Annotated in this window: 20 protein-coding genes and 1 pseudogene; 13 read left to right on the forward strand and 8 right to left on the reverse strand. The window is 45.4% G+C overall.

Annotation, left to right across the window (positions count from 1 at the left end; translation table 11 throughout):
- Positions 1 to 80, forward strand: a pseudogene (locus RO21_RS12710) (IS1595 family transposase); the annotation flags it as partial.
- A gap of 17 nt (positions 81 to 97) precedes the next feature.
- Here RO21_RS12710 and RO21_RS01220 read toward each other — a convergent pair.
- Positions 98 to 487, reverse strand: a complete 390-nt coding sequence (locus RO21_RS01220; RefSeq protein WP_047975983.1) for a Z-ring associated ZapG family protein — start codon at positions 485 to 487, stop codon at positions 98 to 100.
- Positions 488 to 785: 298 nt separating this feature from the next.
- On the opposite strand from RO21_RS01220, the gene rplM reads away from it, so the two are divergent.
- The 6 genes from rplM (at position 786) to RO21_RS01250 (ending at position 4,704) form a co-directional block, all read left to right on the forward strand.
- Positions 786 to 1,214 (forward strand): 50S ribosomal protein L13, encoded by a 429-nt coding sequence (gene rplM, locus RO21_RS01225; protein ID WP_047975984.1) that lies wholly within the window; start codon positions 786 to 788, stop codon positions 1,212 to 1,214.
- A 15-nt stretch (positions 1,215 to 1,229) separates the two neighbouring features.
- Positions 1,230 to 1,622: a 30S ribosomal protein S9 gene (gene rpsI, locus RO21_RS01230; protein WP_047975985.1), complete on the forward strand. Its 393-nt coding sequence runs from the start codon at positions 1,230 to 1,232 to the stop codon at positions 1,620 to 1,622.
- A 91-nt stretch (positions 1,623 to 1,713) separates the two neighbouring features.
- Positions 1,714 to 2,487, forward strand: coding sequence for a peroxide stress protein YaaA (yaaA, locus tag RO21_RS01235; RefSeq protein WP_047975986.1), 774 nt, complete (start codon positions 1,714 to 1,716; stop codon positions 2,485 to 2,487).
- 2 nt (positions 2,488 to 2,489) lie between these two features.
- Positions 2,490 to 3,035, forward strand: a complete 546-nt coding sequence (locus tag RO21_RS01240) for a hypothetical protein (protein WP_053067693.1) — start codon at positions 2,490 to 2,492, stop codon at positions 3,033 to 3,035.
- Positions 3,032 to 3,931, forward strand: a complete 900-nt coding sequence (locus tag RO21_RS01245; RefSeq protein ID WP_047975987.1) for a cation diffusion facilitator family transporter — start codon at positions 3,032 to 3,034, stop codon at positions 3,929 to 3,931. Before RO21_RS01240 ends, RO21_RS01245 begins: the two co-directional genes overlap by 4 nt.
- Positions 3,931 to 4,704 (forward strand): Zn-ribbon-containing protein, encoded by a 774-nt coding sequence (locus RO21_RS01250; RefSeq protein WP_047975988.1) that lies wholly within the window; start codon positions 3,931 to 3,933, stop codon positions 4,702 to 4,704. Before RO21_RS01245 ends, RO21_RS01250 begins: the two co-directional genes overlap by 1 nt.
- Positions 4,705 to 5,136: 432 nt before the next feature.
- Here the strand turns inward: RO21_RS01250 and RO21_RS01255 are convergent, their stop codons facing one another.
- The 7 genes from RO21_RS01255 to RO21_RS01285 all read right to left on the reverse strand — a co-directional run bounded on the left by RO21_RS01255 (position 5,137) and on the right by RO21_RS01285 (position 18,277).
- On the reverse strand, positions 5,137 to 6,282 hold the full coding sequence (locus tag RO21_RS01255; RefSeq protein WP_047975989.1) for a transferrin-binding protein-like solute binding protein: 1,146 nt from the start codon (positions 6,280 to 6,282) through the stop codon (positions 5,137 to 5,139).
- Positions 6,283 to 6,465: 183 nt separating this feature from the next.
- Positions 6,466 to 7,470: a quinone-dependent dihydroorotate dehydrogenase gene (gene pyrD, locus RO21_RS01260; protein WP_084724228.1), complete on the reverse strand. Its 1,005-nt coding sequence runs from the start codon at positions 7,468 to 7,470 to the stop codon at positions 6,466 to 6,468.
- Positions 7,471 to 7,607: 137 nt separating this feature from the next.
- Positions 7,608 to 8,558, reverse strand: a complete 951-nt coding sequence (locus RO21_RS01265) for a ribose-phosphate pyrophosphokinase (RefSeq protein ID WP_047975990.1) — start codon at positions 8,556 to 8,558, stop codon at positions 7,608 to 7,610.
- Positions 8,559 to 8,582: 24 nt separating this feature from the next.
- Positions 8,583 to 9,425, reverse strand: coding sequence for a 4-(cytidine 5'-diphospho)-2-C-methyl-D-erythritol kinase (ispE, locus tag RO21_RS01270; protein ID WP_047975991.1), 843 nt, complete (start codon positions 9,423 to 9,425; stop codon positions 8,583 to 8,585).
- The gene (gene lolB / locus RO21_RS01275) at positions 9,425 to 10,057 is read right to left on the reverse strand and encodes a lipoprotein insertase outer membrane protein LolB (RefSeq protein ID WP_047975992.1); all 633 of its coding nucleotides are present in this window, start codon (positions 10,055 to 10,057) and stop codon (positions 9,425 to 9,427) included. Before lolB ends, ispE begins: the two co-directional genes overlap by 1 nt.
- 163 nt (positions 10,058 to 10,220) lie before the next feature.
- Positions 10,221 to 12,791: a bifunctional uridylyltransferase/uridylyl-removing protein GlnD gene (gene glnD, locus RO21_RS01280; protein ID WP_053067694.1), complete on the reverse strand. Its 2,571-nt coding sequence runs from the start codon at positions 12,789 to 12,791 to the stop codon at positions 10,221 to 10,223.
- A gap of 62 nt (positions 12,792 to 12,853) precedes the next feature.
- Positions 12,854 to 18,277 carry an Ig-like domain-containing protein gene (locus RO21_RS01285; protein ID WP_047975993.1) on the reverse strand — a complete coding sequence of 1,808 codons (5,424 nt, stop codon included), beginning with the start codon at positions 18,275 to 18,277 and terminating at the stop codon, positions 12,854 to 12,856.
- Positions 18,278 to 18,549: 272 nt separating this feature from the next.
- Here RO21_RS01285 and sbcB point away from each other — a divergent pair, with 272 nt between their 5' ends.
- The 6 genes from sbcB (at position 18,550) to RO21_RS01315 (ending at position 24,458) form a co-directional block, all read left to right on the forward strand.
- The gene (gene sbcB, locus RO21_RS01290) at positions 18,550 to 20,103 is read left to right on the forward strand and encodes an exodeoxyribonuclease I (protein WP_047975994.1); all 1,554 of its coding nucleotides are present in this window, start codon (positions 18,550 to 18,552) and stop codon (positions 20,101 to 20,103) included.
- A 79-nt stretch (positions 20,104 to 20,182) separates the two neighbouring features.
- A complete protein-coding gene (locus RO21_RS01295; RefSeq protein WP_047975995.1) occupies positions 20,183 to 21,148 on the forward strand; it encodes an SAM hydrolase/SAM-dependent halogenase family protein in 966 nt (321 codons plus the stop codon).
- Positions 21,149 to 21,201: 53 nt separating this feature from the next.
- Positions 21,202 to 21,792: a DNA glycosylase gene (locus tag RO21_RS01300; protein ID WP_047975996.1), complete on the forward strand. Its 591-nt coding sequence runs from the start codon at positions 21,202 to 21,204 to the stop codon at positions 21,790 to 21,792.
- Between the two features lie 10 nt (positions 21,793 to 21,802).
- Complete coding sequence (gene rnm / locus RO21_RS01305) at positions 21,803 to 22,621, forward strand: RNase RNM (RefSeq protein WP_047975997.1); 819 nt, start codon at positions 21,803 to 21,805, stop codon at positions 22,619 to 22,621.
- 102 nt (positions 22,622 to 22,723) lie between these two features.
- On the forward strand, positions 22,724 to 24,175 hold the full coding sequence (locus tag RO21_RS01310) for a replicative DNA helicase (RefSeq protein WP_047975998.1): 1,452 nt from the start codon (positions 22,724 to 22,726) through the stop codon (positions 24,173 to 24,175).
- Between the two features lies 1 nt (position 24,176).
- Positions 24,177 to 24,458, forward strand: a complete 282-nt coding sequence (locus tag RO21_RS01315; RefSeq protein ID WP_047975999.1) for a YcgL domain-containing protein — start codon at positions 24,177 to 24,179, stop codon at positions 24,456 to 24,458.
- Positions 24,459 to 24,773: the final 315 nt, after the last annotated feature.

A 24,773-nucleotide genomic window follows, 5' to 3' on the forward strand; every position in this document is an offset into this window, starting at 1 on the left:
GTGAATGGCGTTTTAACCACAGTGAAATAAAAGTTCAATTTTCCATTTTAAAACAATTAGTAAAGCAGAATTTATTCTAGTTATCTAGTACAGCCCCTTAGGATTTCAATATGCCTGACGAGCCCTCGGAATAATCTTTCGGTTGATCGTCATTTTCCGGTTCTTTTTCCTCAAGTTGGGGTTGTTGGAAAAAAGCAATCTTATCTGACTCCTCTGGGAGCAAGGTTTGCGATCCTTCGGATAAATGGGTGTAGAGTTTTTTGTAATCTTCGGCAAGGGTCGCTAACAAGTTGGCGGATTGCTCGAAATGTTTTTCTAATTGTGTTTTTTGCTCGTCAATTTTGGTATTGGCGGCTTTGAGTTCTTGTTCTAACTTGTGCTGTTTTTGCATACTCACATTGGTTGCACGCAAGATGACATAGCCGATAATCGCCCCAATGACAAACGCCGCAATAATTGCCAACCAAACATCATTTGACCACTGCATAGTAACTCCTTAATTTTTCGATAAAAACGTGCTTATTTTTACCATTTTCTCACTATGGAGAGAAGCTAAATTTTGGTTTGAGTTTAAAAAATTTGAGATAGCCTACAAAATGCGAAATTACTTAAAAAAACATTCGCTTTTTCCTAAAATCTCTGTATAATTTCGCCACCCTGTTTTTATGTGGTATTCCCGCCACATAAGTTGGTCAGAATTGACTCGAAGGGGTCGGATTCTAACCGCATTAGGTAATATCTTCGGATATTGGGTATAAACATTTAAATTTTGGTATTTAATTAGAATGAAAACTTTTGTAGCAAAACCAGAAACAGTAAAACGTGACTGGTATGTGGTAGATGCGACAGGTAAAACTTTAGGTCGTTTAGCTACTGAATTAGCACGCCGTCTTCGTGGTAAACACAAGGCTGAGTATACACCGCACGTTGATACAGGCGATTATATCATCGTCATCAATGCGGACAAAGTAGCGGTAACAGGTAAAAAAGAAACTGACAAAATCTACTACTGGCACACTGGCTATGTAGGTGGTATCAAAGATGCAACCTTCAAAGAAATGATCGCTCGTCGTCCAGAAGCAGTGATTGAAATTGCGGTAAAAGGTATGTTGCCAAAAGGTCCGTTGGGTCGTGCAATGTTCCGTAAATTAAAAGTGTATGCGGGTAGCGAACATAACCACGCTGCGCAACAACCACAAGTTTTAGACATCTAATCACGGAGCAGAAAAATGGCAGAGAATCAAAACTACGGCACAGGTCGCCGCAAAAGCTCTTCAGCTCGTGTATTTATCAAACCGGGCAGTGGTAACATTACCATCAACCAACGTTCTTTAGAAGTTTACTTCGGTCGTGAAACTGCACGAATGGTAGTTCGTCAACCGTTAGAATTAGTTGAGTTAACTGATAAATTAGACTTATACATCACCGTAAAAGGTGGTGGTATTTCAGGTCAAGCAGGTGCGATCCGTCACGGTATCACACGCGCATTGATCGAGTACGATGAGACATTACGTCCAGCACTACGTGCTGCAGGCTTCGTTACTCGCGACGCTCGCCGCGTTGAGCGTAAAAAAGTGGGTTTACACAAAGCACGTCGTCGTCCACAATACAGCAAACGTTAATCATATTTTCGTTTTCAAGAAGGCAGGAATTTTCCTGCCTTTTTTAGTTTTAAGCTATGATAGCCCATCAATTTTATAGAGGTATTCCGTTATGCTTGCGATTATTTCCCCTGCGAAAACCTTGGATTTTGAGACAAAGATTGAAGGTTTTGCATTTTCCCAACCACAACTGACCGCTTACAGCCAACAACTTATTGAGATTTGCCGACAGTTTAGTCCTGCGGAATTGGCATCACTGATGTCGATTAGCGATAAACTCGCGAGTCTGAATGTCGCACGTTTTGCCGAGTGGCAATTAGAGCATCACCTTGACAATGCCAAGCCAGCATTATTTGCCTTTAAAGGCGATGTATATACGGGATTGGCGGCGGAAACCTTGTCAAAAGAGCAGGTAGAGTATGCGCAACGCCACTTGCGAATGTTATCAGGCTTATATGGTTTGCTTAAACCGTTAGATTTAATGCAGCCGTATCGCTTGGAAATGGGGACAAGGCTTGTTAATCAGCAAGGCAAAGATCTTTACGCATTTTGGGGCGGGATTATCACAACGCATTTGCAACAGGCGATTGATGAGCAAGGGGATAATATCCTAGTTAATTTGGCATCGGACGAATATTTTAATGCGGTCAAGCCAACTCAATTACACGCTACTATTATTAAGCCTGTTTTCCTCGATCAAAAAAACGGCAAATATAAGGTGATCAGTTTCTATGCGAAGAAAGCACGGGGAATGATGGTGCGGTTTATGCTCGAACATCAACCAAAAAATATAGAACAGCTGAAAGATTTCAATTATGGCGGCTACTGGTTTGACGAACAGCAATCTAGCGAAACAGAACTTGTGTTTAAACGTGAGGAAGCATGACAATGTTGCGTAAAATAGCCTTGTTGAGCGGTTTGCTAACGGGGTGTAGCGTACAATACGGACAATTTGCTGTGCCGACTGAAATTCAATTTGCTGATAAGGTATTTGAAATGGCTTCGGATAATCGGCTTGATGAAATGCGTCAAATCCTCTATCTACCGCAAGGTTCAGCCAAAAATCCGGATAATTGGCAGCAAGGCTTTTTGATTTTCTTAGATCGCAATGCTCAAGGGCGTACTCTGACAGAACGGCAAACGTTACGGCAACAGAGCTTTGCCAAACAGCCGCATACCCAAGCAAACGTGCACCTTGCCGGCAATGAATTGCGAAGCCAAGTGCTATACCCGCCGACCGCACGTTTTCATAATTATCAGCTTGAAGTTACGCGTGGGCGTGAGTTTGCCTGCGGCTTCGGGCAAATGCAATTTGCAGACAAACGGTCGGATTTTGCAAAAAATCGTCAACAACCGACCGTTTACCTACGGATACTCGAAGAATTAGCCCAGCGTTTGGCACAGTTACCTTGGCTGATGGAGTGTAGAAAATGACCCAACAGTATGAAAAGTATGTTAAACGGGCGGCAACCCTTGCGATTGCCGTCGCAGTGATTTTGATTGTGATTAAAGCCTTCGCGTGGTGGAAAACCGGATCGATGGCGATCTTAGCGGCAATGACCGATTCGTTGGTCGATTTATTCGCATCGGCAACCAATATTCTCGTGTTACGTTTTGCTTTACAGCCGGCGGACGATAACCATACCTTTGGGCACGGCAAAGCGGAATCCCTTGCAGCACTGGCGCAAAGTGCCTTTATTACCGGCTCGGCGGCGTTTTTATTGTTGCAGGGCATTCAGCGTTTGACCGAACCGCAGCTGGTGCAAGCCAGTGAACTGGGGATTGTCATCAGCCTGATTTCGATCGCTCTGACGGCAATTTTAGTGTGGTATCAACGCAAAGTGGTGCGCTTAACGGAAAGCCCCGCAATTCAAGCGGATTCACTCCATTATCAAACGGATCTGTATATGAATGCGGCGATTTTGGTGGCAATGTTACTCAACCTATACGGTGTGGTGTGTGCCGATGCGATTTTTGCGATTGGTATTGCCCTTTATATTTTAGTAAGCGCGGCGAAAATGTTGTGGCAGGCGATGCAATCATTGCTCGACCAAGCTTTGCCGCAGGACGAGGTAGATCGCATTTGGGCTATTGCGTTGGAGCACCCCCGCATCATTAGTATTCACGATCTGAAAACCAGACGGGCAGGAGCTGTGCGGTTTATTCAGTTACATTTAGAGCTGGACGATGAACTGCCGCTTGTGGTTGCACACGAGATTACCGATAGCCTTGAACAGAAATTACTGGCAGCCTTTCCGCTTTCGGAAGTGATGATTCACCAAGAGCCGACCAGTATTGTACAACAAGAACGAATGGCACAGGGGGCATAATGTATCAAGCCATCGTACGGTTTCGTTATCGGGATTTTGAGCAAGATCCGGTGCAGTTAATTAACCACATTGTCGAGCAATGGCGGTATAACGGGCAAATTATTGGGCGGGAAGTCGGTATCACCTATCATCAAGGTGTGGAAGATGCCGAATTTCAGCTGCGTGTTGCCGTGCCGGAACAAGAGAGTTTAGCACCGAAATGGCAAAATGAGAGGGTAGCACAGGCGATAGCCTACGCCGAAGAACAAGGGATTGTATGGCAATCTGTCGAAATTATCGGGCGGGATTATAATGCGGAGCAAACCAGTCCACTGTCCCGCCCGAATTTTCAACTGCTTTATACCACGCATTTGGACAGTTGCTCGCCGGTCTATAACGGAGAGGATTTCTGCCCGCAGCCCTTATACCGCTTGGGAATTTCCGCTGAATTAAGTGAAGCGATCATCAAATGGCAGGAAGATTGGCAAGCCTGCGATCAGCTTCAGATGAATGGTAGCGTATTAGAAACGGCAGCGCTTGCCGAAATCAGCGATCATTCCAGCCATTTAAGCCGACAGGGGCAAAGATTATGCCGTCAGCTAGAACAGCAAACTGCAATCCCGACCTATTATTATCTCTACCGCTTGGGGAAAAATAGTGAGTTAGAGCATAACCGCCGTTGCCCAAGTTGCCACGGAGAATGGCGATTACCTGAACCGCTACACGGCATTTTCCATTTCAAATGCGATCACTGCCGTTTGATCTCAAATTTAAGCTGGGAAGTACAGGGGTAAGCGGTCGGTTCAACGCTATTTTTGGCAAAATTGTTTAGAGCAGATGGGATATTAGGGCTGTGATTTAACAGAGGGGCATAGGATATTTTCAAAATGAAGCGGTATTATGTAATGTAGCAAATGCACAAAAATAGAAATTTTAACAGAATTGTAGGGACACACTGCGTGTGTCCTTTATAAAAATCAAATGATTTCAATAGGTTAGAATCCGGACACACGCAGTGTGTCTCGACAAGCGAACAAAAAACAACTTTGGGTAACTGCTACATAATATTGAAATGAAGTTAAACGGACGCCAGCGTGGCGTCCCTACCTATAGCTTGTGCAAAGGCGACATAATATTAAAGGCATATTTGTTATAAATATGCCTTTAAGTTATGAAAATGCGGTTTGTTAGCGAATGCCTATGCATATTTAAGGCTAAAGTTTCGCTTACTCCTGTTCCCGTCGTCCGCCAAGTGCGCCGTACGCTTTTCCTTTTGCTTCAAATGTACCGCCGATTTCTTCTGCCTTAGGTCCATAGAATGCCCCTTTAATTGTGCCTTCTGTAAGCATACTATCCGTTGACGGTGCTAATGTCCCTTCAAAATGGTTTCTATCGGCAGCTAATTTCGCCGTGGCTTTAAAATCAAGTTCAGGGATACGCACGCCGGCATTCACCGTATTTTCTACGTTTAAATCAATGGTTTTTTCGGCGAAATCGACTTTTGCTGTAAAAGTGGCTGCGTGCGGTGTATAACGTTTATCAGCAGTATAGGTGATAGCCGCGCCATAATAATCAACCTTTCCGCTAGTTGGGATAGCGTTTTGTGGGGTGTGATAACCAACGCTGAATGCCATAGGGCTATTCTCATTTTTTAGGTAAGTTCCAAATGCTTGATAATGGTTATTAGATAGAGAATTTTGATTGAAATTGAATAATAGCGCGTGATGAATATCGTCCTTTTGGGTGAGTGGGATTAATTTTCCACGGTTATCAATATCGAGATATGGACCAAGATCATTGAGAGCCAATTTTGTATCATTTACGTCTGATGAGTTGTGGAGTGTCATCACTAATTGAGGTTTATTCTCTTGAGGCGGATTTTGTGGTGGTATATCCGGCTGCATCACTGGCGGCGTAGGCATAGGATCTGATAGTGGTTTATCAGCGATTGGCTGGCTTTTTGCCGGTTCATTAGGCAGAGTTTCCGGTTGTGTCGGGTTGTCTGTTTTAGATGTCGCTTTTGGTTGCTCTTTATCTAATGATTGATTAGGTTGAGTTCCCAGCTGTGTCGGCTTATCTGTTTTAGGTGATGCTACTTTAGCTTGTTCCTCTGCGAGTGGTTGATGAGGTTGAGCTTCCGTCTGTGTTGGGTTATTGGTTTTATGCGGTGTCTCTTTAGGCTGTTCTTCCACTGGTGGTTGATAAGGGGTATTTTCTGATTGCACTTGATCATCACTCTTTTTTTGTTGGGGGGATAACGAGTGCTTTTCGCTCTGTTTAGCTGAGGTGTCGGAGTGTGAAGATGAACACGCGACAACGCCAAGGGAAACTAAAATAGTAAATGCAGTTTTAAATATGTTTTGTTGATTCATATTGACCTCATAGATGTACTACTAAAAATAAACCTTTATTAGACGGATAAGTCGGCCTTAAATTACACGGCTAGTCATTTATTTTTTCAAATGGGCATAATTTATTTTTGAACACAGATCGGCTGTTAACGATAAGTTAGATGAAATCAGGCAATCACCAAATGAGAATGCCTGATTATCGGATTACACTTGGATATTTTGGGCAAGCGATCGAATTAAACGAGGACCTTGATAGACCATTGCCGAATAGAGTTGTAATAGGCTTGCACCGGCATCAATTTTAGCTTGTCCCGACTGCACAGAGTGAATGCCGCCGCTGCCAATAATCGGAATTTTTCCTTTCAGCTCTTGAGCAAGTTGCTGAATAACGTGTGTGCTAAGGGTATTCAACGGTTTGCCGCTCAAGCCGCCTTGCTGTTCGGCGTGAGGCAAGCCGATAACGCCTTCGCGGGAGAGCGTGGTGTTGCCCGCAATCACCCCATCAATCTGATGACGGATCAGACTATCGGCAACAGAGGCAATCTCGTCAGCGGATAAATCTGGTGCAATTTTCAGAACTAACGGCTTGTAAACCCCTTGTCGATCGGCGAGCTGTCGTTGTTCGGCTTTTAACGATTTCAATAAATCGTCCAGTGCTTCGCCATATTGGAGCGAGCGCAGGTTTTTAGTATTTGGCGAAGAAATATTGACGGTGATATAGCTTGCGTGTTGATACACTTTGCGTAGGCAAATTTGGTAATCGTCCCAGCTTCGTTCAATTGGCGTAGTGGCGTTTTTGCCAATGTTAATGCCGAGAACGCCTTGATAATGGGATTTTTTGACGTTTTCAATCAACACATCAACGCCTAAGTTATTGAAACCGTTGCGGTTAATAATGCCTTGTGCCTCAAGTAAGCGGAATTGGCGGGGGCGGGGATTACCGTCTTGAGCAACGGGGGTTACTGTCCCAACCTCAATAAAACCGAAACCGAGTTTGGCAAAACCGTCAATCGCTTCACCGTTTTTATCCGCACCGGCGGCAAGCCCAATCGGGTTTTGAAAGCTCAGTCCCATAACAGTTACGGGATTATGCAGGATCGGCTGTAAATTGGGCAGATAGCCGAGCCATTTCAATGCTTGTAATGAAAATTGATGGGCGTTTTCTGCGTCCATCGCAAACAATGCTTTGCGTATAAGAGGATAGAGCATTTGTAATATTTTTCCGAGATCCGACCGCTTGTAAAAGAGAGTACGGCCAATTTGATTTCTATTAGCGAACGATAGCTGCTCGCTAGGTTATTGATGCGAAGTATGAAAAAGCCCAACGCATTGTTGGGCTTTTTCAATTAGTGGCTGAACATCGCCGAGATCGATTCTTCGTTGCTGATGCGACGAATGGCTTCGGCAAGCATACCGGATAGCGTCAATACACGCACTTTGTTTAACGCACGGATTTCCGCTGAAAGCGGGATCGTGTCGGTAACGATAACCTCATCTAATGCTTCGTTAGCCAAGTTTTTCGCTGCCGTGCCGGAGAAAACGGCGTGGGTTGCATAGGCAAATACACGGCGAGCGCCGCGTTCTTTCAAGGCTTCTGCTGCTTTCACCAGTGTGCCGCCGGTGTCGATCATATCATCAACGAGGATACAATCACGATCGGCAACATCACCGATAATGTGCATTACTTGGGCAACATTGGCTTTCGGGCGACGTTTGTCGATAATCGCCATATCGGCATCGTTGAGCAGTTTTGCAATCGCTCTGGCACGCACCACGCCACCAATATCCGGTGAAACCACAATCGGATTGACTAAATCGGTTTTCTTCACAATATCGTCAATTAAAACCGGTGAACCAAACACGTTATCGACCGGCACATCAAAAAAACCTTGAATTTGTTCTGCGTGTAAATCGCACGTAAGCACACGATCTACGCCCACACTGGAGAGAAAATCTGCCACCACTTTCGCCGTAATCGGCACACGGGCGGAGCGGACACGGCGATCTTGACGGGCATAGCCAAAATAAGGGATAACCGCCGTGATACGACCGGCAGAGGCTCGGCGAAGGGCATCAACCATTACGATCAATTCCATCAAATTATCGTTAGTCGGTGCACAGGTCGATTGCACAATAAAAATATCTCCGCCACGTACATTTTCATTGATTTGTACTTGGATTTCGCCGTCACTGAAACGACCTACGGTTGCATCGCCAAGGGAAATATAAAGACGTTCAGCAATTCGTTTTGCTAGTTCGGGAGTAGCGTTTCCTGCGAAGAGTTTAATGTCAGGCATTTTAGGGGAACCTCTGGGTATTTATTAAGGAAATAATGATTGATGTAAAGGTGAAATATTTTGCCCTTTCGCCACAAAACCCTCAACATTGCGAGGCTTTTGGGCAAACAGCCGGCGGGCTTCATCTTCACTTTCAACTTCGGCAAATACACAAGCACCAGTGCCGGTGAGCCGAGACGGTGCATATTGTACCAACCAAGCTAACAATTCTTCAACCTCTGAATATTGATCCCGCACAATTTTTTCACAATCGTTTGCCCACGGTTGGGATAGACATTCCGCCATCGAGCGTACCGGCGTATTGCGGGGCAGGTCGGGGTGGTTGAATATGCGGGCGGTAGAAATGGCGACATTGGGTTTTAGCACGACATACCATTTTTCAGGTGGCGAGCAGAGGGATAATTTTTCGCCGACGCCTTCGGCAAAGGCAGCGAAGCCTCGTACAAAGATTGGCACATCAGCGCCCAGTATTAGCCCTATTTCAGCCAGTTTTTCAAGGGATAACCCCGTTTGCCATAGCTGATTGAGCGCAACCAACACGGTAGCCGCATTGGACGAGCCGCCCCCCACGCCACCGCCCATTGGTAATCGTTTGGTTAAGGCGATGTTTGCTCCCTGCTTGCAAGCGGTCTGTTGTTGTAATAATGTCGCTGCCCGATAGATTAAATTATGCTCGGTCGGGACATCGGCTAACGGGTTGAGCAAGGTAATTTTGCCGTCTTGAGTGGGGGTAATCGCTAACTCATCGCCGAAATCCAAGAATTGAAACAAGGTTTGCAATTCGTGGTAGCCATCTGCCCGCTTGCCGGTGATGTAGAGGAACAGATTGAGCTTCGCTGGGCTGGGAAAATGGAATGTGTCTGCCATCAATAACTCCACTCGGTTAAGCGAATTTTTAAGGTTTGCGTGCCGTTTTCCAACACAATCAATTTCGGTAGGTTTGGCTGACGATCTTCGTGATATTCAATATAATTCACCGTCCAAATGCTGTCGTTGAGGGGATAGCGGAATTGCGCGAGCTGACGTTTTTCGTTCACTACATACGGTTTGTCTAATTCCGGCAGCCCTTTGATCCAGTAGGCAAATTGATCGATAGGAAAAGCGACGCCGATGATCTCTTTCATTAAACTGTCCATATCTTGCTCGGTGCGGGAGTTGCCCTCGCTGTCCGAAATCGTCAGCCCCCGTGGGTTACGCTGCAATTTCAAGGATTTACTGGATAGATTGGACGACATCGTAAAACTGAACGTCGTAGGATTTTTATACTGCCAATCAAAATGGGAGGAAAAGCGTTCTTCCGGCGAAATGTAACCAAATTGACCTTTGGCAGAAAAAGCAGTGATTTGCTTTAATTTGGTTAAATGTTGCTGCCATTGTGCATCATCGTGCGGGATCTGCTGGGTCGGGAGTGCCACTTCGGTCGGCTCGTTCAAAATGGAGGAACAGCCTGCCAAGGCTAACGGCACGGCACACAAAAGTAGGGTTTTAAATGCGTTCATTGGATAGTCAGTCTAACAATTAAGGTGGGTTAAAAGTATAGCTGAAAGCGGTCGGTTTTGCTGAATTTTTTGCAATATTATGTCGCAAAGTATCACGCTATGTTAGCCCAAATAGGCGAGGTGTTGGATTAACGCCCCGCCCAAATCATCAGATCTTAATACTTTAACGGGTCAATTCGGCTAAGATCACATCGGTTAAGGCTTGCTTTTCTGCCTCGGATAGCGCTTGCTGCCGATTGTTACTGACGACAAAAAAATCCTCCGCCCGTTCGCCAATGGTGGTGATCTTGGCATTGAGTAAATTAAGCGAGAGCCGATTAAAAATATCACCGATGTGGGCGAGTAGCCCTTCTCGGTCGAGGGTAAAAAGCTCAAAAGCGGTTTGATTCGGGTGAGAATCGGCTAAAAAACGCAGCTTGGTTTTTCGCCTAAAGGATTGATGTTTAATCGGTTTTTTAATCAGCTTAAAGGTTTGGTTTGCCGTTTGGCTGAGGGTATTGTGTAAGGCGCGATGAATTTGGCGACTGCGATCATCATTCAGTGGCTGCCCGTTGATTTCACTCACAATAAAACTGTCTAGCACCAAGCCGTTTTCGGAGGTGATGATTTGGGCATCGTGAATGGTTATTTTTTTCTGGCTTAGGGTTTGCGCCAATCGGGCGAACAGTTGGGGTTGGTCGGCGGCATAAATGAAAATTTCCGTTGCGCCACGGGCATATTGATTGCTGACTAACACCATCGGCAGTTGCGGATTTTTCACATATTTGATCGCGTGCCACACCAGTTGGGTCGGGGTGTGGCGGGTGAAATAGTGCAATGGGCAGTGCTGCCAAAACCCAAGTAGTATTGTATTTTCGGTGTCGCCCAACTCGGCAGTTAGCTGATTAAGAGCCGTTTGCTGATGTTGGCGGGCAAGTGTTTGAGTGTCAAGAGACTGATCGCCAAGTGCGAGTTGTTGGCGGGTAAGTTGGAATAATTTGAGAAAGAGCGAACGTTTCCAATCATTCCATAAGGTTTTGTTGGTAGCGCAAATATCCGCCACGGTTAGGCAGGTGAGTGCAGATAAAGCGGTCAGATTTTTCACCTTTTTTGCAAATTGGCGGATCACTTCGGCATCGTGAATATCCCGCCGCTGCGCCGTAACCGACATTGTTAAATGTTCGGCAACCAGCCACGCCATTTCATCGGCTTCTGCAGGGCTAAATTGATGCTGCAATGCAAATTGCCGCATATCCGCTGCGCCAACGGTTGCGTGGTCGCCTTCACGCCCTTTGCCGATGTCGTGAAAGAGTGCTGCCAAATAGAGACGGGACGGCTCGGCAAGGCGGGGCATCAACTCGCAGCAAAGCGGGTGCTTTTCGGCATTTTGAGGATCGAGAAAACTTTCCAGTTTGAGCATTACTCGCACGGTATGTTCGTCCACGGTGTAGAGGTGGAACATATCAAATTGCATTAGCCCTTCAATGTCTCGCCATTGGGGGAGGTAGGAGGATAACACGCCTAACTGGTGCATTGGTACAATCGCCCGTTGGACAAAACGGGGTTGCTTAAAGAGGCGAAGAAAGCATTGGCGGGCTTCGGGTAAATCGCTGAGCGGTTGGTTGAGTTTTTTCAGGGCAAGACGCAGTTGTCGTAGCGTAGTGGCACTCACTTTGGCATTTGGCTGTTGGGTCAGATGATAAAAGAGATCTAAAATCCGTTGCGGCTGCAGGCTGAAATCGCGCTGGTTATGGCAGAAAATAAGGTTATCCCGCAGGAAATAGCATTCATCAAGCGGTAACTTGTCGCCTTTTTTTTGCAAGGGCGACAGAATAGTCTGTTCAAAATGTGCCAGTACCAGTCGGCTAAGCTGTGAAATAGATTGGGTTGCTCGGAAAAAGGCTTTCATCATCGCCTCAACGGGCTGATTACCCTCGCCAGTGTAACCAAGCTGTTCACTAAGTTGCAGTTGCCGATCAAAACGCAGGCGGTTATCGTAGCGTTTGAGCTGCAAATGCAAGGCAAACCGCATTCGGAATAAAACCGTCTGTGCATGGCTAAGTTCCTGATATTCTTCAGGAAAAAGAATGCCTTTTTGGCTCATTGCCTCGAGACTGTGAATGCCGTATTGACGGAGCATTATCCAAGCGATCAAATGCAGATCCCGCAAACCGCCGGGGCTGTGCTTTAAGTCTGGCTCAAGGTTGTAACTGGTATTGTGATAGCGGGCATAGCGTTCGGTTTTTTCCGCTATTTTGGCATGGAAAAAGTCGTGCATCGACCAAAAATCCGGTTGATAGAGAGATGACATTAACGCTTGCCATAAGGCTTTTTTTCCACACAGAAAACGGCTCTCAAACATATTGGTCGCCACCGAAATTTCATTCCGCCCGATGTCTAAACATTCCGTTAGCGTGCGTACTGACGAACCGACCTGAAATTTACTGTCCCATAATAAATTCAATAATTGGTTGAATTGCATCTGATCGGGTTCGGCAAGTGGAGTATCTGTCAGCAATAAAATATCCAAGTCCGAAAGAGGAAACATCTCCCGCCGCCCATAGCCGCCCACAGCGATTAACGCAAGATCCTGCCGATCAGCAAAACCGAATTGTTGCCATAATTGCAGCAAAAGCTGATCGTAAAAATCACTGCGTTGTTGGAGTAGGGATAGAATGGGGCTATTTTGGAAAGCTGTGGCTTGTTGTTGTGTAAATTCAGTCAGAGAGTATTTGAGTATTTCACGGCTTAGCATTTTATTCCTTAACTGGTGAGATGAAAAATGAGGGATACAATTATTGTATCCCTCATTGAGTGTTAAACGATTAAGAATTGGTTTTGATCAATTTTAAGCCCTGGTTGGAAGGTTGCGATGTGAACAGCTTTACCGTTTTCACCGTACGATAACCTACCGCTCTCTTTATCATAATGCACCAAGCGATCAAAATTACTGAAATCCGTTTTTAGTCCGTTAAAGAAAGAGGTTTTACCTAACATACCCGATGTACCCGTGATATCTGGTAGCAGAACTTTATCGGTACCTAAAGTGAAATTCTCAATTTTGTCCGCTTTCTCGTTAACTCGATTAGCGGCAAAGTCGGCATTGTAATTTATCATCGGTTTAAGCACAAAAATATCCATACCGTCAGTACCGCTAATTGTGGCAGCTTGCCCTTTGGCAGTAAAGAGATTTGCTTGTGCTGTGCTATCTAATTGATAGGTATGCGTGATCACTTTATCGGCAAACGGATTACCTGCTTCATCTTCGCCACGTAGCGTAATTTTAAGGGTGTTTTGCGCATTATTAGTTGTAAATAAATAGCCCGGAAGATCGAGCTGCCATACTTTCTTGTCGACATCGATCTTATTGGCATAGAAAGCCGTATTGTCATTGATTTCCACCAGTATGCGTAGTGAATCGCTGGCAGCCTCTTCTATATTGGATAATGTGCCTGATAGCGATACTTTCTTCGAGAGATCCGCATTGTGCAGGGTATTATCCGCAAATAAGTCGTTCACTGTGATTTCCGGTGAGGTGGTGAATTCAGTATCCACCCGAACAGTTTGCGTAGCTGACGATTCTGCCGTGTTACCGTAGTTGTCTGTCGCAATTACCGTAGCCGTAATCGTTTTTTCGCCATCACTACTGCCTCGAATGGTTTCACCGGGAACGGTGAGTTTCCAAGTAAGATTTTGCGTATCAACCGTTGCCGTATGCTCTACGCCGTTAATATTCACATTAACTTTGATATGATTGGCTAAGTGTGGTGCAAAACGGAGGTAGCCGTTAAGTTCTACATCAGTGGCAATTTCCTGTTTAGATAGTAAATTGTCATAATTGACTTCCATCATATTGATACTTGGTGTAGGTATCTCCGGATAGGCGACAATAAAGGCATCTTTATTCAAGGTTAAACCGGTCGGTAATTGAGCAAATACAATCTCCGTTTTATCATTAGCAGGAGCTTTACGATAACTTAATTTCCCTGTTGAAGCATCGTAGCGGATATGTTCGTCAAAGTTGCTACGATCTAATTCAAGCAAGGTAAATATTTCTTTATTTAAACGGATTTTGTCTTCGCTCGGATTAAAATCAGGGAGATGGTCAATCTTACCGTTTAAGTGGCTATTAAAGACAAAAATATCATTACCCGCCCCACCAATCAGGGTATCTTCACCGCTACCGCCAATCAGTATATCGTTACCGTCGCCACCGTTTAATTGGTTACCGATATTATTAGCGATTAAACGGTTATCCAATTCATTGCCGGTCGCTTTTTTCGCCGTAAAACCGATTAAGGTAAGATTTTCGACATTTTCGCCTAATGTATAGTCTATGGTACTAATGATGGTATCATTACCTTGATTGGCAAGTTCGATGACTTTGTCATTAACATCATCAACGATATAAATGTCATCGCCTTCACCGCCATACATTTCATCAGCCCCTTTGCCGCCGTCAAGGTAGTCATTACCTAAGCCGCCTTTGATAATATCGTTACCCTCTCCTCCTAAGATATTATTATCGGCATTATTGCCGGTGAGTTTATCGTCAAAGGCAGAACCGACTAAATTTTCAATTTGCGTACCGTAACCGATAAATGCCTGACCTTTCGTATATTCTTTGATCGCGTATTTTTCTTTGGCCGTTTGTTGCCAGTTATTCGCAAGCGTATCTGTTGCCGGATCTTTACCGAAAAAGTCAAACTTACTGATTTCGTTTATCGATTTAACAAATAAGTGCTTCTCTAAAGTATCTCCACGATAGATCCACGAACCGGGCGTTAAATTAACGTTAACGCCTTCTTTCTCATTTGAGGCATCAAAGGTATCTACGCCGCCACCGTCCCAAATATAGAGCTCGCCGCCTACACTATAGGGGTTATAGTCTTTGAAACTGTAAACATCATTACCGGAACGAACCTGTTGATTAACACCGAACAGGTAATGGGTTGTTGCAAGATCATAAGGTCGTAAAATGTTGCTAAGATTGACGATAAAATCATCAACGGTATAAGACATCGAAGTAAATTCTGTCGTATTCTCCGTTTTATAGTTTTCGTTTTTTAACTCGCCCCAGTGGCTATGTGCTAAGTCGAATGTATGCCCTATCTCGTGTACCGCAGCAAATTTATTATAACTAATATTACCCGTTTTCATTGACCACTCTAAGTGTTTTCCGGTCGTTGCCACAGCCGCTGCACGAGGTGATAAGTATGTTTTGAATACCATAGTGCCGCCTCTATCAAGATTCGGGCTGTTATAGGCATTGAACGTATCAAAATCGACTTTGCGCAGATCAATATTTGCGATTTCTGCATAACGTTCATAAGCCCACTGAGTTGTTTCTTTCAGATAGTCATCGAGAGAAAAAATCTGATCCCGCTCTTTTAATGGAATCGGATCCTTTTCATCAAGCAAATAGTATCTTAATACGAACGGTTTCTGTGCTCCGATTTGATTTCCTGTTAGGAAACCTTGTTGGGATAGACCATTATTGGCAGAGATAAAATAAGGCATATTGTAATCCGGTTGCGTATGATCCATTTTTTTATTTGTAGGATCTAGTGCAGTATGTGGATTAACAAATTGAGCGCCAACAGGCACAGCTATCGTATAATGTGCAATATCAGCTGTACTTGTGCCTTTCTGATTAGTTAAAACGGCTTTTATCGCATAGCCGTTCTGTGTGCGTAGTTCGGATGTCGGAATATTAAGATCAAAAGCCTTCTCTTCATTTAACTGAGTTGAATAGGTTTTATCGCTAATCACTATCGTTACCGTATCGCCGGCTTTGGCACTGCCTGTCCCGATACCGCTGATCGATGTCATTTCCGTTTCGGCTTCTACGATAAACCCGCTTCCTTGTACTTTGACATTTTCACCGGAGAGTGTCATTGTTTTGATTTGCGGAATTAGCTTAGATTTTTGTTCTGCGGTGAGTCCGCTATCTAGAGGACGAAGGCTTCTCATCGTATAAACATGGTTATTACTTTTAGATTGGTCTAAATAATAGACAGATTCATTTTTATTACCCTCTGAAAAATCCAATGTAATCGACTGACCGTTTAATGCCGCCAATTCATCGGTCGGAATATCAATAAAGAATGAATTATCCCCTTTTCTAAAGCCAGTGGTATATGACTTATCGCCAATATTAATTTTTAACTGCCCGACAGCATGAGAGTTATAAAATTGCCCGTAAAGCCCGTCAAACTCAACCGTTCCGCTAATTCTACTCATCTTGGTTGGGGCAATCAGGGCGTTATTTTCACCGATAGCCCGAATTTCTACGTCAAACGGTTGTTCAATTTCATAAGTATGTGAAGCCTGATTTTCCGCCGTATTCTTAGCGTTATCCTGTACACGAATAGTTGCACTAATTTGATTTTCAGCCGTTTCAGCATTTAACTTCTCGCCTGCTACCGACACAGTCCAATTTTTACCATCAACGTTAGCGTTAATCATTTCGCCATTGATATTTAATACGACCGTTACAGTCGCAGGATCAACATCGTCAGTGTAATCCACAGTCCCACTTAGCTGGATAGTTTGAGTGCTTTCTTCAAGAGTCAAATAATTATCCTCAGTTATATTGTGGATTGTGATTTTAGGGGTCGCTAATTCTGTATCGACTCGATAGGTTTCGCTAACCGATTGGGTCGCCGGATTGCCTGCGTTGTCTTTTGCGGAGACGGTGAGGGTGGCTTGCTGCTCGCCTTGTGCGAAAGCAAGTTCAGTACCCGGTACTTGAACCGACCATTGACCGTTATCACCGACCTCAAGCGGGTAGTTTTTGCTGTTGATTTGCAGGTTGGCGGTAATCTCTTTCAAGCCGTCGACATTGCCGACGCTGCCGCTGAGGGTAAGGGTTTTGGCCGCCTCAGCCTGATTGAGCAGAGCAATCGGGTTGATGGTTGGGTTAAGGGTTGGGGCGGTTGTGTCGACCTGATAGGTTTCGCTAACCGATTGCGTTGTCGGATTGCCTGCATTGTCTTTTGCGGAGACGGTGAGGGTGGCTTGCTGCTCGCCTTGAGCGAAAGCAAGTTCAGTACCCGGTACTTGTACCGACCATTGACCGTTATCACCGACCTCAAGCGGGTAGTTTTTGCTGTTGATTTGCAACGTGGCGTTGATGTTTTGTAAGCCTTCAGTCTTGCCAATCGTGCCGCTTAAGGTCTGCATTTTTTCAGTTGCAGCCTGATTGACCAATGCAATCGGGTTGATGGTTGGGTTAAGGGTTGGGGCAACGGTGTCGACCTGGTAGGTTTGGGTTGCCGTTTGGCTGGTCGGATTGCCGGCACTGTCTTTTGCGGAGACGGTGAGGGTGGCTTGCTGTTCGCCTTGAGCGAAAGCAAGTTCAGTGCCCGGTACTTGTACCGACCATTGACCGTTATCACCGACCTCAAGCGGGTAGTTTTTGCCGTTGATTTGCAGGTTGGCAGTAATGTCTTTCAAGCCTTCGACATTGCCGACGCTGCCGCTTAAGGTCTGCATTGTTTCGGTTGCAGCCTGATTGACCAACGCAATTTGATTGATGGTTGGGGTGAGTGTAGGGGCAATGGTGTCGACCTGGTAGGTTTGGGTTGCCGTTTGGCTGGTCGGATTGCCTGCATTGTCTTTTGCGGAGACGGTGAGGGTGGCTTGCTGCTCGCCTTGAGCGAAAGCAAGTTCAGTGCCCGGTACTTGTACCGACCATTGACCGTTATCACCGACCTCAAGCGGGTAGTCTTTGCCGTTGATTTGCAGGTTGGCAGTAATGTCTTTCAAGCCTTCGACATTGCCGACGCTGCCGCTGAGGGTAAGGGTTTTAGCCGCCTCTGCCTGATTGACCAACGCAATTGGGTTGATGGTTGGGTTAAGGGTTGGGGCAAGCGGTTTTTCAGGTAATATTTCGGTTTGCCTGCCTGTATTAACGTGTTCTTTTTCTTCTTTAGCCGGAATAATTGGCTCAGGAGGAGTAGGTTTTTCAGATTCTGTTATTGTTTCGGAGAGATCTTTTTCCGGAATTTTGTCATTTATTCCATTGGTTTGTTCTTTAGTTTGTGGTGAGACCGGTGTCAAAGAAGATTTAGTATCCTCTGGCTTGTTTGAGGTGTTATCATTATCGTGGCTATTGCGGTTTTTAAGATATAATCCGCTGCCTATAATAGAGGCACCTAATACCATAGTTGAACCCCAGAATAATGAGGTAGCAACGATATTCCCGACTTCACTGGCAACAATGTTATCTGCCGCCAATATTTCTCTGTTTGCCCTTCTGTTAGTGTAATAATTTCTTTATGTGAGCCGTGCATAATATGCAGTTGATAAATCGTCATTATATACCTCATAAAATGTAAACAAATATTTTCCCCATTGTAACTTGAATTCTCTTATTTGATGACACAATTTTTATAAGTAATTAACTATTTTTCTAATCAATATTAACAACGGTTAATCTGATTTTTTTGAATTAGGACTTTCAGTAGTATGTTATACTCTGCCTAAATTGAGACTAAAACCCATCCAAAATGAAAAAAAAGACCTTTTTTATTTACGACTATGAAAGTTTCGGGGTGAATCCGGCGATTGATCGTCCGGCGCAGTTTGCGGGGATTAGGACGGACAGCGAGTTTAACATTATTGGCGAGCCGGTGATGTTTTACTGTCGGCAAACGCCGGATTATCTGCCGAGTCCTGAGGCGGTAATGGTAACGGGGATTACGCCGCAGCATTGTAATCAACACGGCTTGTCCGAGCCGGAATTTGCGGCACGTATCCACGCAGAATTTAGTCAGCCGAATACCTGTGTGATGGGCTATAACAATATTCGGTATGATGATGAAATGACCCGCTATACCTTTTTCCGTAACTTTTTTGATCCCTATGAATACAGTTGGAAGAACGGTAATTCCCGTTGGGATTTGTTAGATGTGGTAAGGGCGTGTTATGCCTTGCGTCCGGAAGGGATTGAGTGGGCGTTTGATGAGGAAGGGCAGCCGAGTTTTAAACTGGAAAAGCTAACCAAAGCGAACGGTATCGCTCACGAGAATGCCCACGATGCGATGGCGGACGTTTACGCCACGATTGCGATGGCAAAATTGTTGAAGCAAAAGCAGCCCAAATTATTCGATTATTTCTTTGAAAATCGCGGCAAAAAAGCCCTTGAAGCAATGATTGATACCGGCGAAATGACCCCGTTGGTTCACGTTTCGGGTATGTTGGGCAATTATCGGGGCAATACCGCTTGGGTTGTGCCGCTGGCGTGGCATCCAACCAACCAAAATGCAGTGATTGTGTGCGATTTGGCCGGTGATATAAGCGGTTTGTTAAATGAAAGTGCCGAGGTGCTGCGGGATCGTCTTTACACTAAGAAGACGCTTTTGGAGGAACAAGGCTTGGCAGCCGTGCCACTGAAATTGGTGCATATCAATAAATGCCCGATTCTTGCACCGGCGAAAGTCTTATTGCCGGAGAATGCCGAGCGGTTAGGGATTGATCGCCCACACTGTTTGGCAAATTTGAAAGCGTTAAAATCGCAAAAAAGCGTGGTGCGTGAAAAAGTAGTGGATATTTTTAGCCAAGAGCAAGTCTTTGAGGCAAGCGATAATGTTGAAACAACGCTGTATAGCGGTTTCTTTGAACCTGCCGATAAAAATAATATGGCAATTTTGCGTAACTTAAAACCGGAAGAATTAGCCCATCACGGCTTAAAATTTAGTGATCCGAGAGTGGAAAAATTATTGTTTCATTACCGAGCCCGCCACTATCCTCACACGTTAAGCAAAGCAGAGCAGGGGCAGTGGCAAAAATATTGCCAAGCCCAGTTGGCAAACAAAATGGCGAGCTTTAACCAATCATTAAATGATCTGTTTAATTTGCACCACGATGATGCGGATAAGGTAAAATTATTGACGGAACTGACCGCTTACGCCGAGCAACTGTGCGAAACGCCACCTGTTACCTATACGCAAAATGATGAACGATCAGCCCTTTGGGTGAATGAGCTAAATCAGCTTGCCGAACAGCCCTTGGATAGAGCGGAAAAGCTGAAAGCCCTTGAAGCGCTATTCGGCAAAAAATAAACGGATAACAGCTCTAGACAACATTTCGGCAACCCATTACTATGACAAAATTAACAGCCCGATAACATTAAGGAAAAATATGAAAAAAACATTGATAGCCCTTGCACTTGCAACTTTCTCTTTGGGGGCATTCGCCACCCAGCAAGCGGTCGAAAACAGCCAAATGCTTGCAAAAAACGCACTGGTATTACAAACGGATTTTAGCTTGAAAGACGGTGCGGTGTCTGCGATGCAGGGCGTTGCCTTCGGGGTTGATCCTGCCCTTAAAATGTTTGATTTAACCCACGAAATTCCCCCTTACAATATTTGGGAAGCGGCGTACCGCTTGTATCAAACCGCCAGTTATTGGCCGAAAGGCACGGTGTTTGTGAGCGTGGTCGATCCTGGTGTCGGTACGGATCGTAAATCGGTGGTGCTGAAAACCAAAAGCGGTCATTATTTTGTTACACCGGATAACGGTACGCTCACCTTGGTTGCCGAGCATTTTGGTATTGACGAGGTGCGTGAAATTGACGAAAGCAAAAACCGTTTGGCAGGCTCGCAAAAATCTTACACTTTCCACGGACGTGATGTTTATGCATACACTGGGGCAAAATTGGCTGCCGGTCAGATCAGCTTTGAAGAAGTCGGTCAGGCTTTAGCACCGCAAGTGGAAATGATTGAATACCAAAAACCGAGCTTAGAAAACGGCGTACTCAAAGGCAACATTCCGGTGTTGGACATTCAATACGGCAATATTTGGACAAATATCAGCGATGAATTATTGGCACAATCCGGTATCGCTAAAGACAGCCGTGTATGTGTCGAGATCAGCGAACGCCAAGGCGAAGAACAAAAAGTGCGTTATAGCGGTGCAATGCCGTATAAGAGCAGCTTCGGCGATGTGGAAGAGGGCAGACCGCTCCTTTATCTCAACAGCTTGTTAAATGTCTCTTTCGCTTTAAATATGGATAATTTCTCGGAAAAATATAAGGTGAAATCCGGCGCGGAGTGGTCGGTTTCAGTGAAATCCTGTGAGAAGAAAACGGACGCTGCCGCTCACTAAATGCTTTTTAACGATAATATTGGACGCAATGGACGCGTCCGCTTTTTTAGACTATGACGCAACTGATTGAAAAACACCCTTTCCCCGCTATTTTACCACCACAGGCAACCGTAATGATGATGGGGACGTTTCCGCCGACCTTGGAAAAGCGGTGTATGGATTTTCACTACCCCAATTTCCAAAATGATATGTGGCGCATTTACGGTGCAGTGTTCTTTGACGATACGGCGCATTTCCAAGTTGACGGCGAAAAGCGTTTTGATCCGATCAAGATCGAAGCCTTTTTGCGTGAGCGGGGCATTGGCTTGTGTTCAACCGCTCAAACGGCAATTCGCGAAAAAGGCAATGCGTCCGACAAATTTTTAAAAATTGTCGAGCCTGTCGATTTAACCGCAGTGCTGACGAAACTGCCTGCGTGCCGTTGGTTATTTACTACCGGTGAAAAAGCCACCGAAACCCTGTTGGATTTATTACCGGAAAAACTCAAAATGCCGAAGACTAACCAATATATTGCCTTTCCCTATTTGGCGGATCGCCCGTTGTTTTTGTATCGGCTGCCTTCCACCTCCCGTGCCTACCCGTTGAGCTTGGCGAAGAAGGTCGAAGCGTATCGGAAATTTTTCCAGCAAGCCGGCATTTTGTAAGGAAACGGCGATGATTTATGATTTACACAGCCACAGCCGTGCATCTGACGGGGTTCTCACCCCCACGGAATTGGTCGAAAGAGCGGCATCACGTCAGATTGAAATGTTGGCATTGACCGATCACGATACGGTTGCCGGCATTGCGGAAGCCCGTCAAGCCGCGCGACAACACGGCATTCGCTTTATTGCCGGGGTGGAAATTTCAATTTTATGGCAGGAAAAACCAATTCATTTAGCCGCCTTAAATATTGATGAAACTCATTCGGCGATGACTGGTTTACTCGCACAGCAAAAAGTGTGGCGGCAACAACGGGCGGAGCAGATCGGCGAAAAATTGGCAAAAGCGGGAATTCCCAACGCGTATGAGGGGGCGAAAGCCTTAGCAAGCGGTGAAGTAACCCGCGCTCATTACGGACGATTTTTAGTGGCGCAGGACTATGCCCGCAATGATGAACACGCCTTTAAACGCTATTTAGGCGCGGGGAAAACCGCTTACGTCAAACCGAAATGGTGCTCGCTCGAACAGGCGATTGATGCCACTCACCAAGCCGGTGGCGTGATTTGCATTGCACACCCGCTGCGGTATAAATTAACGGCAAGGTGGATACGGCGGCTTATCGAGGACTTCAAACAAGCGGGTGGAGACGGTATTGAAGTAGCAGGCTGTGCGCAAACGCCTGATCAACGTCAATTACTGGCACGTTGGGCGGCGGAGTTTGAGCTGTATGCGTCCGGCGGCTCGGATTTTCATTATCCGGCGGGGTGGATAGAATTAGGCAAAGGCTTAACTTTACCGGAGAGCTGTAAACCGATCTGGCAACGGTTTTGAGTGTGCAAAAAATCTCGCCCAACCGACCGCTTGCACTACTGAAAATTTTATCCAAATCCGCTAAACTAACCCCCTTTTATTTATGGCAAATAATGGTGAAAAATGGCTGAAATAGCAAAAAACACGGCGGACAAAACCAAAGATAAGCAGCTTGAGCAAATTGCGATTGCCCCTCATTCGATAGAGGCGGAACAAGCAGTGCTGGGCGGTATTATGCTGAATAATGAATACTGGGACAGTGTCGCCGAACGGGTGCAGGCAACGGATTTTTATACCAATGCCCATAGGCTGATTTTTGAGCAAATGACCGAGCAGGTGCGTGCCGGGCAGCCGATCGATATTATTACCCTCGACCAAGCCTTGAAAAACCGTGGCATTTTGCAAGATGTCGGCGGTTTTGCCTACCTTGCCGAATTATCGAAAAATACCCCTAGCGTTGCCAATATTTTAGCCTATGCCGATATTGTCAGTGAGCGGGCAATCCGCCGAGAGCTGATTAGCGCAGGCAATAAAATTGCCGAAATCAGCTACAATCCGAAAGGAATGTCGGTGAAAGACGTGCTGGACGAAGCCGAGCGGGCGGTCTTCCATATTGCTGAAAAACGTACCTCAAGTGATGAAGGACCGAAGCGGGTGGACGATATTCTGATTGAAACCATTCAACGCATTGATATGCTCTCTAAAAGCAAAAATAACGGAGGGGTTACGGGCGTATCGACCGGTTTTGTCGATTTGGACAAACGGACTGCCGGGTTGCAGCCGTCCGATTTGATTATTGTCGCCGCCCGCCCGTCAATGGGGAAAACCACCTTTGCAATGAATTTATGCGAAAATGCCTCGTTACTGGATATTGAGCAAACCGATGAACAGGGGAATACGGTCAGAGTGCCGAATAAACCGGTGCTGATTTTCAGCCTTGAGATGCCTGCGGATCAAATTATGATGAGGATGTTTGCCTCATTATCACGGGTCGATCAGACCCGTATCCGCACAGGGCAAATTGATGATGACGATATGGCTCGGATTGGCTCAACGGTGGCAATGTTACAGCAACGCAATAATATCTATATTGACGACAGCTCCGGCTTAACCCCAACGGAATTGCGTTCCCGTGCCAGACGGGTTTATCGGGATAACGGCGGCTTGAGCTTAATTATGGTCGATTACTTGCAGTTGATGCGAGCGCCGGGCTTTGCCGATAACCGCACCCTTGAGATTGCCGAAATCTCCCGCTCGCTCAAAGCCCTTGCCAAAGAGCTGGAAGTGCCGGTAGTCGCACTCTCCCAGCTTAACCGAAGCCTAGAACAACGGGCGGATAAACGACCGATCAATTCCGATTTGCGTGAATCCGGCTCGATTGAGCAAGATGCAGACTTGATTATGTTTATCTATCGGGACGAGGTCTATCACGATAATTCCGAATTAAAAGGCGTGGCGGAAATCATCATCGGCAAACAACGTAACGGCCCGATTGGGCGAGTGCCGCTGACATTCCACGGGCAGCATTCGCGCTTTGATAACTATGCAGGCAATGCCTATCGGGAGGAAGATTAAAATGTTGTGTGCTATTTATAAAAGCCTCAAGAAAGACGGAATGTATCTTTATGTGGCAAAACGGGATCAATTTGATGCCGTGCCGGAAACACTACGCCAAGCCTTCGGCAAACCGCAATTTGTAATGCTGTTTAACCTAAACGGCGAAAAAACGCTAAAAAATGCGGATAACACCACAGTAAAAGCGCAAATCGAAACCAACGGATTTTATTTGCAAATGCCACCACCGATTGAGAATTTACATAGCCAGTTTCTCGCTGCTCAAAAACAGCGTGATGGCTAAACGATTTATAATGATTGAGGAACATTTGTTCCTCTTTTTTATTACCTTTATTTTCTTTAACCTACACTTTTTTATAACTTATTATATATTGTTTGGATATTTTTTGTGATTTACTTCACACTTTTTCAGTTAAGACTTTGAGGATTAGTGATAAAAGAGGGTATGTTTTAGCCAATATTAAGTGGTTTTTAAAAACGTGTTCTAGAGTAATGAAAGGAGAAAAAATGGTTCAAAAAAACGTACTACGTTGGCATATTACCCCGAAAGGCAGAAAGCCGGCGCATATTGGTGCAAGTGTCATTCACCCTGACGGCC

It is taken from the genome of Muribacter muris (assembly GCF_001038205.1).
Taxonomy (GTDB): Bacteria; Pseudomonadota; Gammaproteobacteria; order Enterobacterales; family Pasteurellaceae; genus Muribacter; species Muribacter muris.

Coding starts and splice junctions, on each gene's coding strand:
- RO21_RS01295 (WP_047975995.1), top strand. CDS start 20,183: ATGAAAAAAACATTGATAGCCCTTGCACTTGCAACTTTCTCTTTGGGG.
- RO21_RS01255 (WP_047975989.1), bottom strand. CDS start 6,282: ATGAATCAACAAAACATATTTAAAACTGCATTTACTATTTTAGTTTCC.
- glnD (WP_053067694.1), bottom strand. CDS start 12,791: ATGCTAAGCCGTGAAATACTCAAATACTCTCTGACTGAATTTACACAA.
- RO21_RS01240 (WP_053067693.1), top strand. CDS start 2,490: ATGTTGCGTAAAATAGCCTTGTTGAGCGGTTTGCTAACGGGGTGTAGC.
- RO21_RS01300 (WP_047975996.1), top strand. CDS start 21,202: ATGACGCAACTGATTGAAAAACACCCTTTCCCCGCTATTTTACCACCA.
- RO21_RS01250 (WP_047975988.1), top strand. CDS start 3,931: ATGTATCAAGCCATCGTACGGTTTCGTTATCGGGATTTTGAGCAAGAT.
- rpsI (WP_047975985.1), top strand. CDS start 1,230: ATGGCAGAGAATCAAAACTACGGCACAGGTCGCCGCAAAAGCTCTTCA.
- sbcB (WP_047975994.1), top strand. CDS start 18,550: ATGAAAAAAAAGACCTTTTTTATTTACGACTATGAAAGTTTCGGGGTG.
- rplM (WP_047975984.1), top strand. CDS start 786: ATGAAAACTTTTGTAGCAAAACCAGAAACAGTAAAACGTGACTGGTAT.
- ispE (WP_047975991.1), bottom strand. CDS start 9,425: ATGGCAGACACATTCCATTTTCCCAGCCCAGCGAAGCTCAATCTGTTC.
- yaaA (WP_047975986.1), top strand. CDS start 1,714: ATGCTTGCGATTATTTCCCCTGCGAAAACCTTGGATTTTGAGACAAAG.
- rnm (WP_047975997.1), top strand. CDS start 21,803: ATGATTTATGATTTACACAGCCACAGCCGTGCATCTGACGGGGTTCTC.
- RO21_RS01315 (WP_047975999.1), top strand. CDS start 24,177: ATGTTGTGTGCTATTTATAAAAGCCTCAAGAAAGACGGAATGTATCTT.
- pyrD (WP_084724228.1), bottom strand. CDS start 7,470: ATGCTCTATCCTCTTATACGCAAAGCATTGTTTGCGATGGACGCAGAA.
- RO21_RS01220 (WP_047975983.1), bottom strand. CDS start 487: ATGCAGTGGTCAAATGATGTTTGGTTGGCAATTATTGCGGCGTTTGTC.
- RO21_RS01310 (WP_047975998.1), top strand. CDS start 22,724: ATGGCTGAAATAGCAAAAAACACGGCGGACAAAACCAAAGATAAGCAG.
- RO21_RS01245 (WP_047975987.1), top strand. CDS start 3,032: ATGACCCAACAGTATGAAAAGTATGTTAAACGGGCGGCAACCCTTGCG.
- lolB (WP_047975992.1), bottom strand. CDS start 10,057: ATGAACGCATTTAAAACCCTACTTTTGTGTGCCGTGCCGTTAGCCTTG.
- RO21_RS01265 (WP_047975990.1), bottom strand. CDS start 8,558: ATGCCTGACATTAAACTCTTCGCAGGAAACGCTACTCCCGAACTAGCA.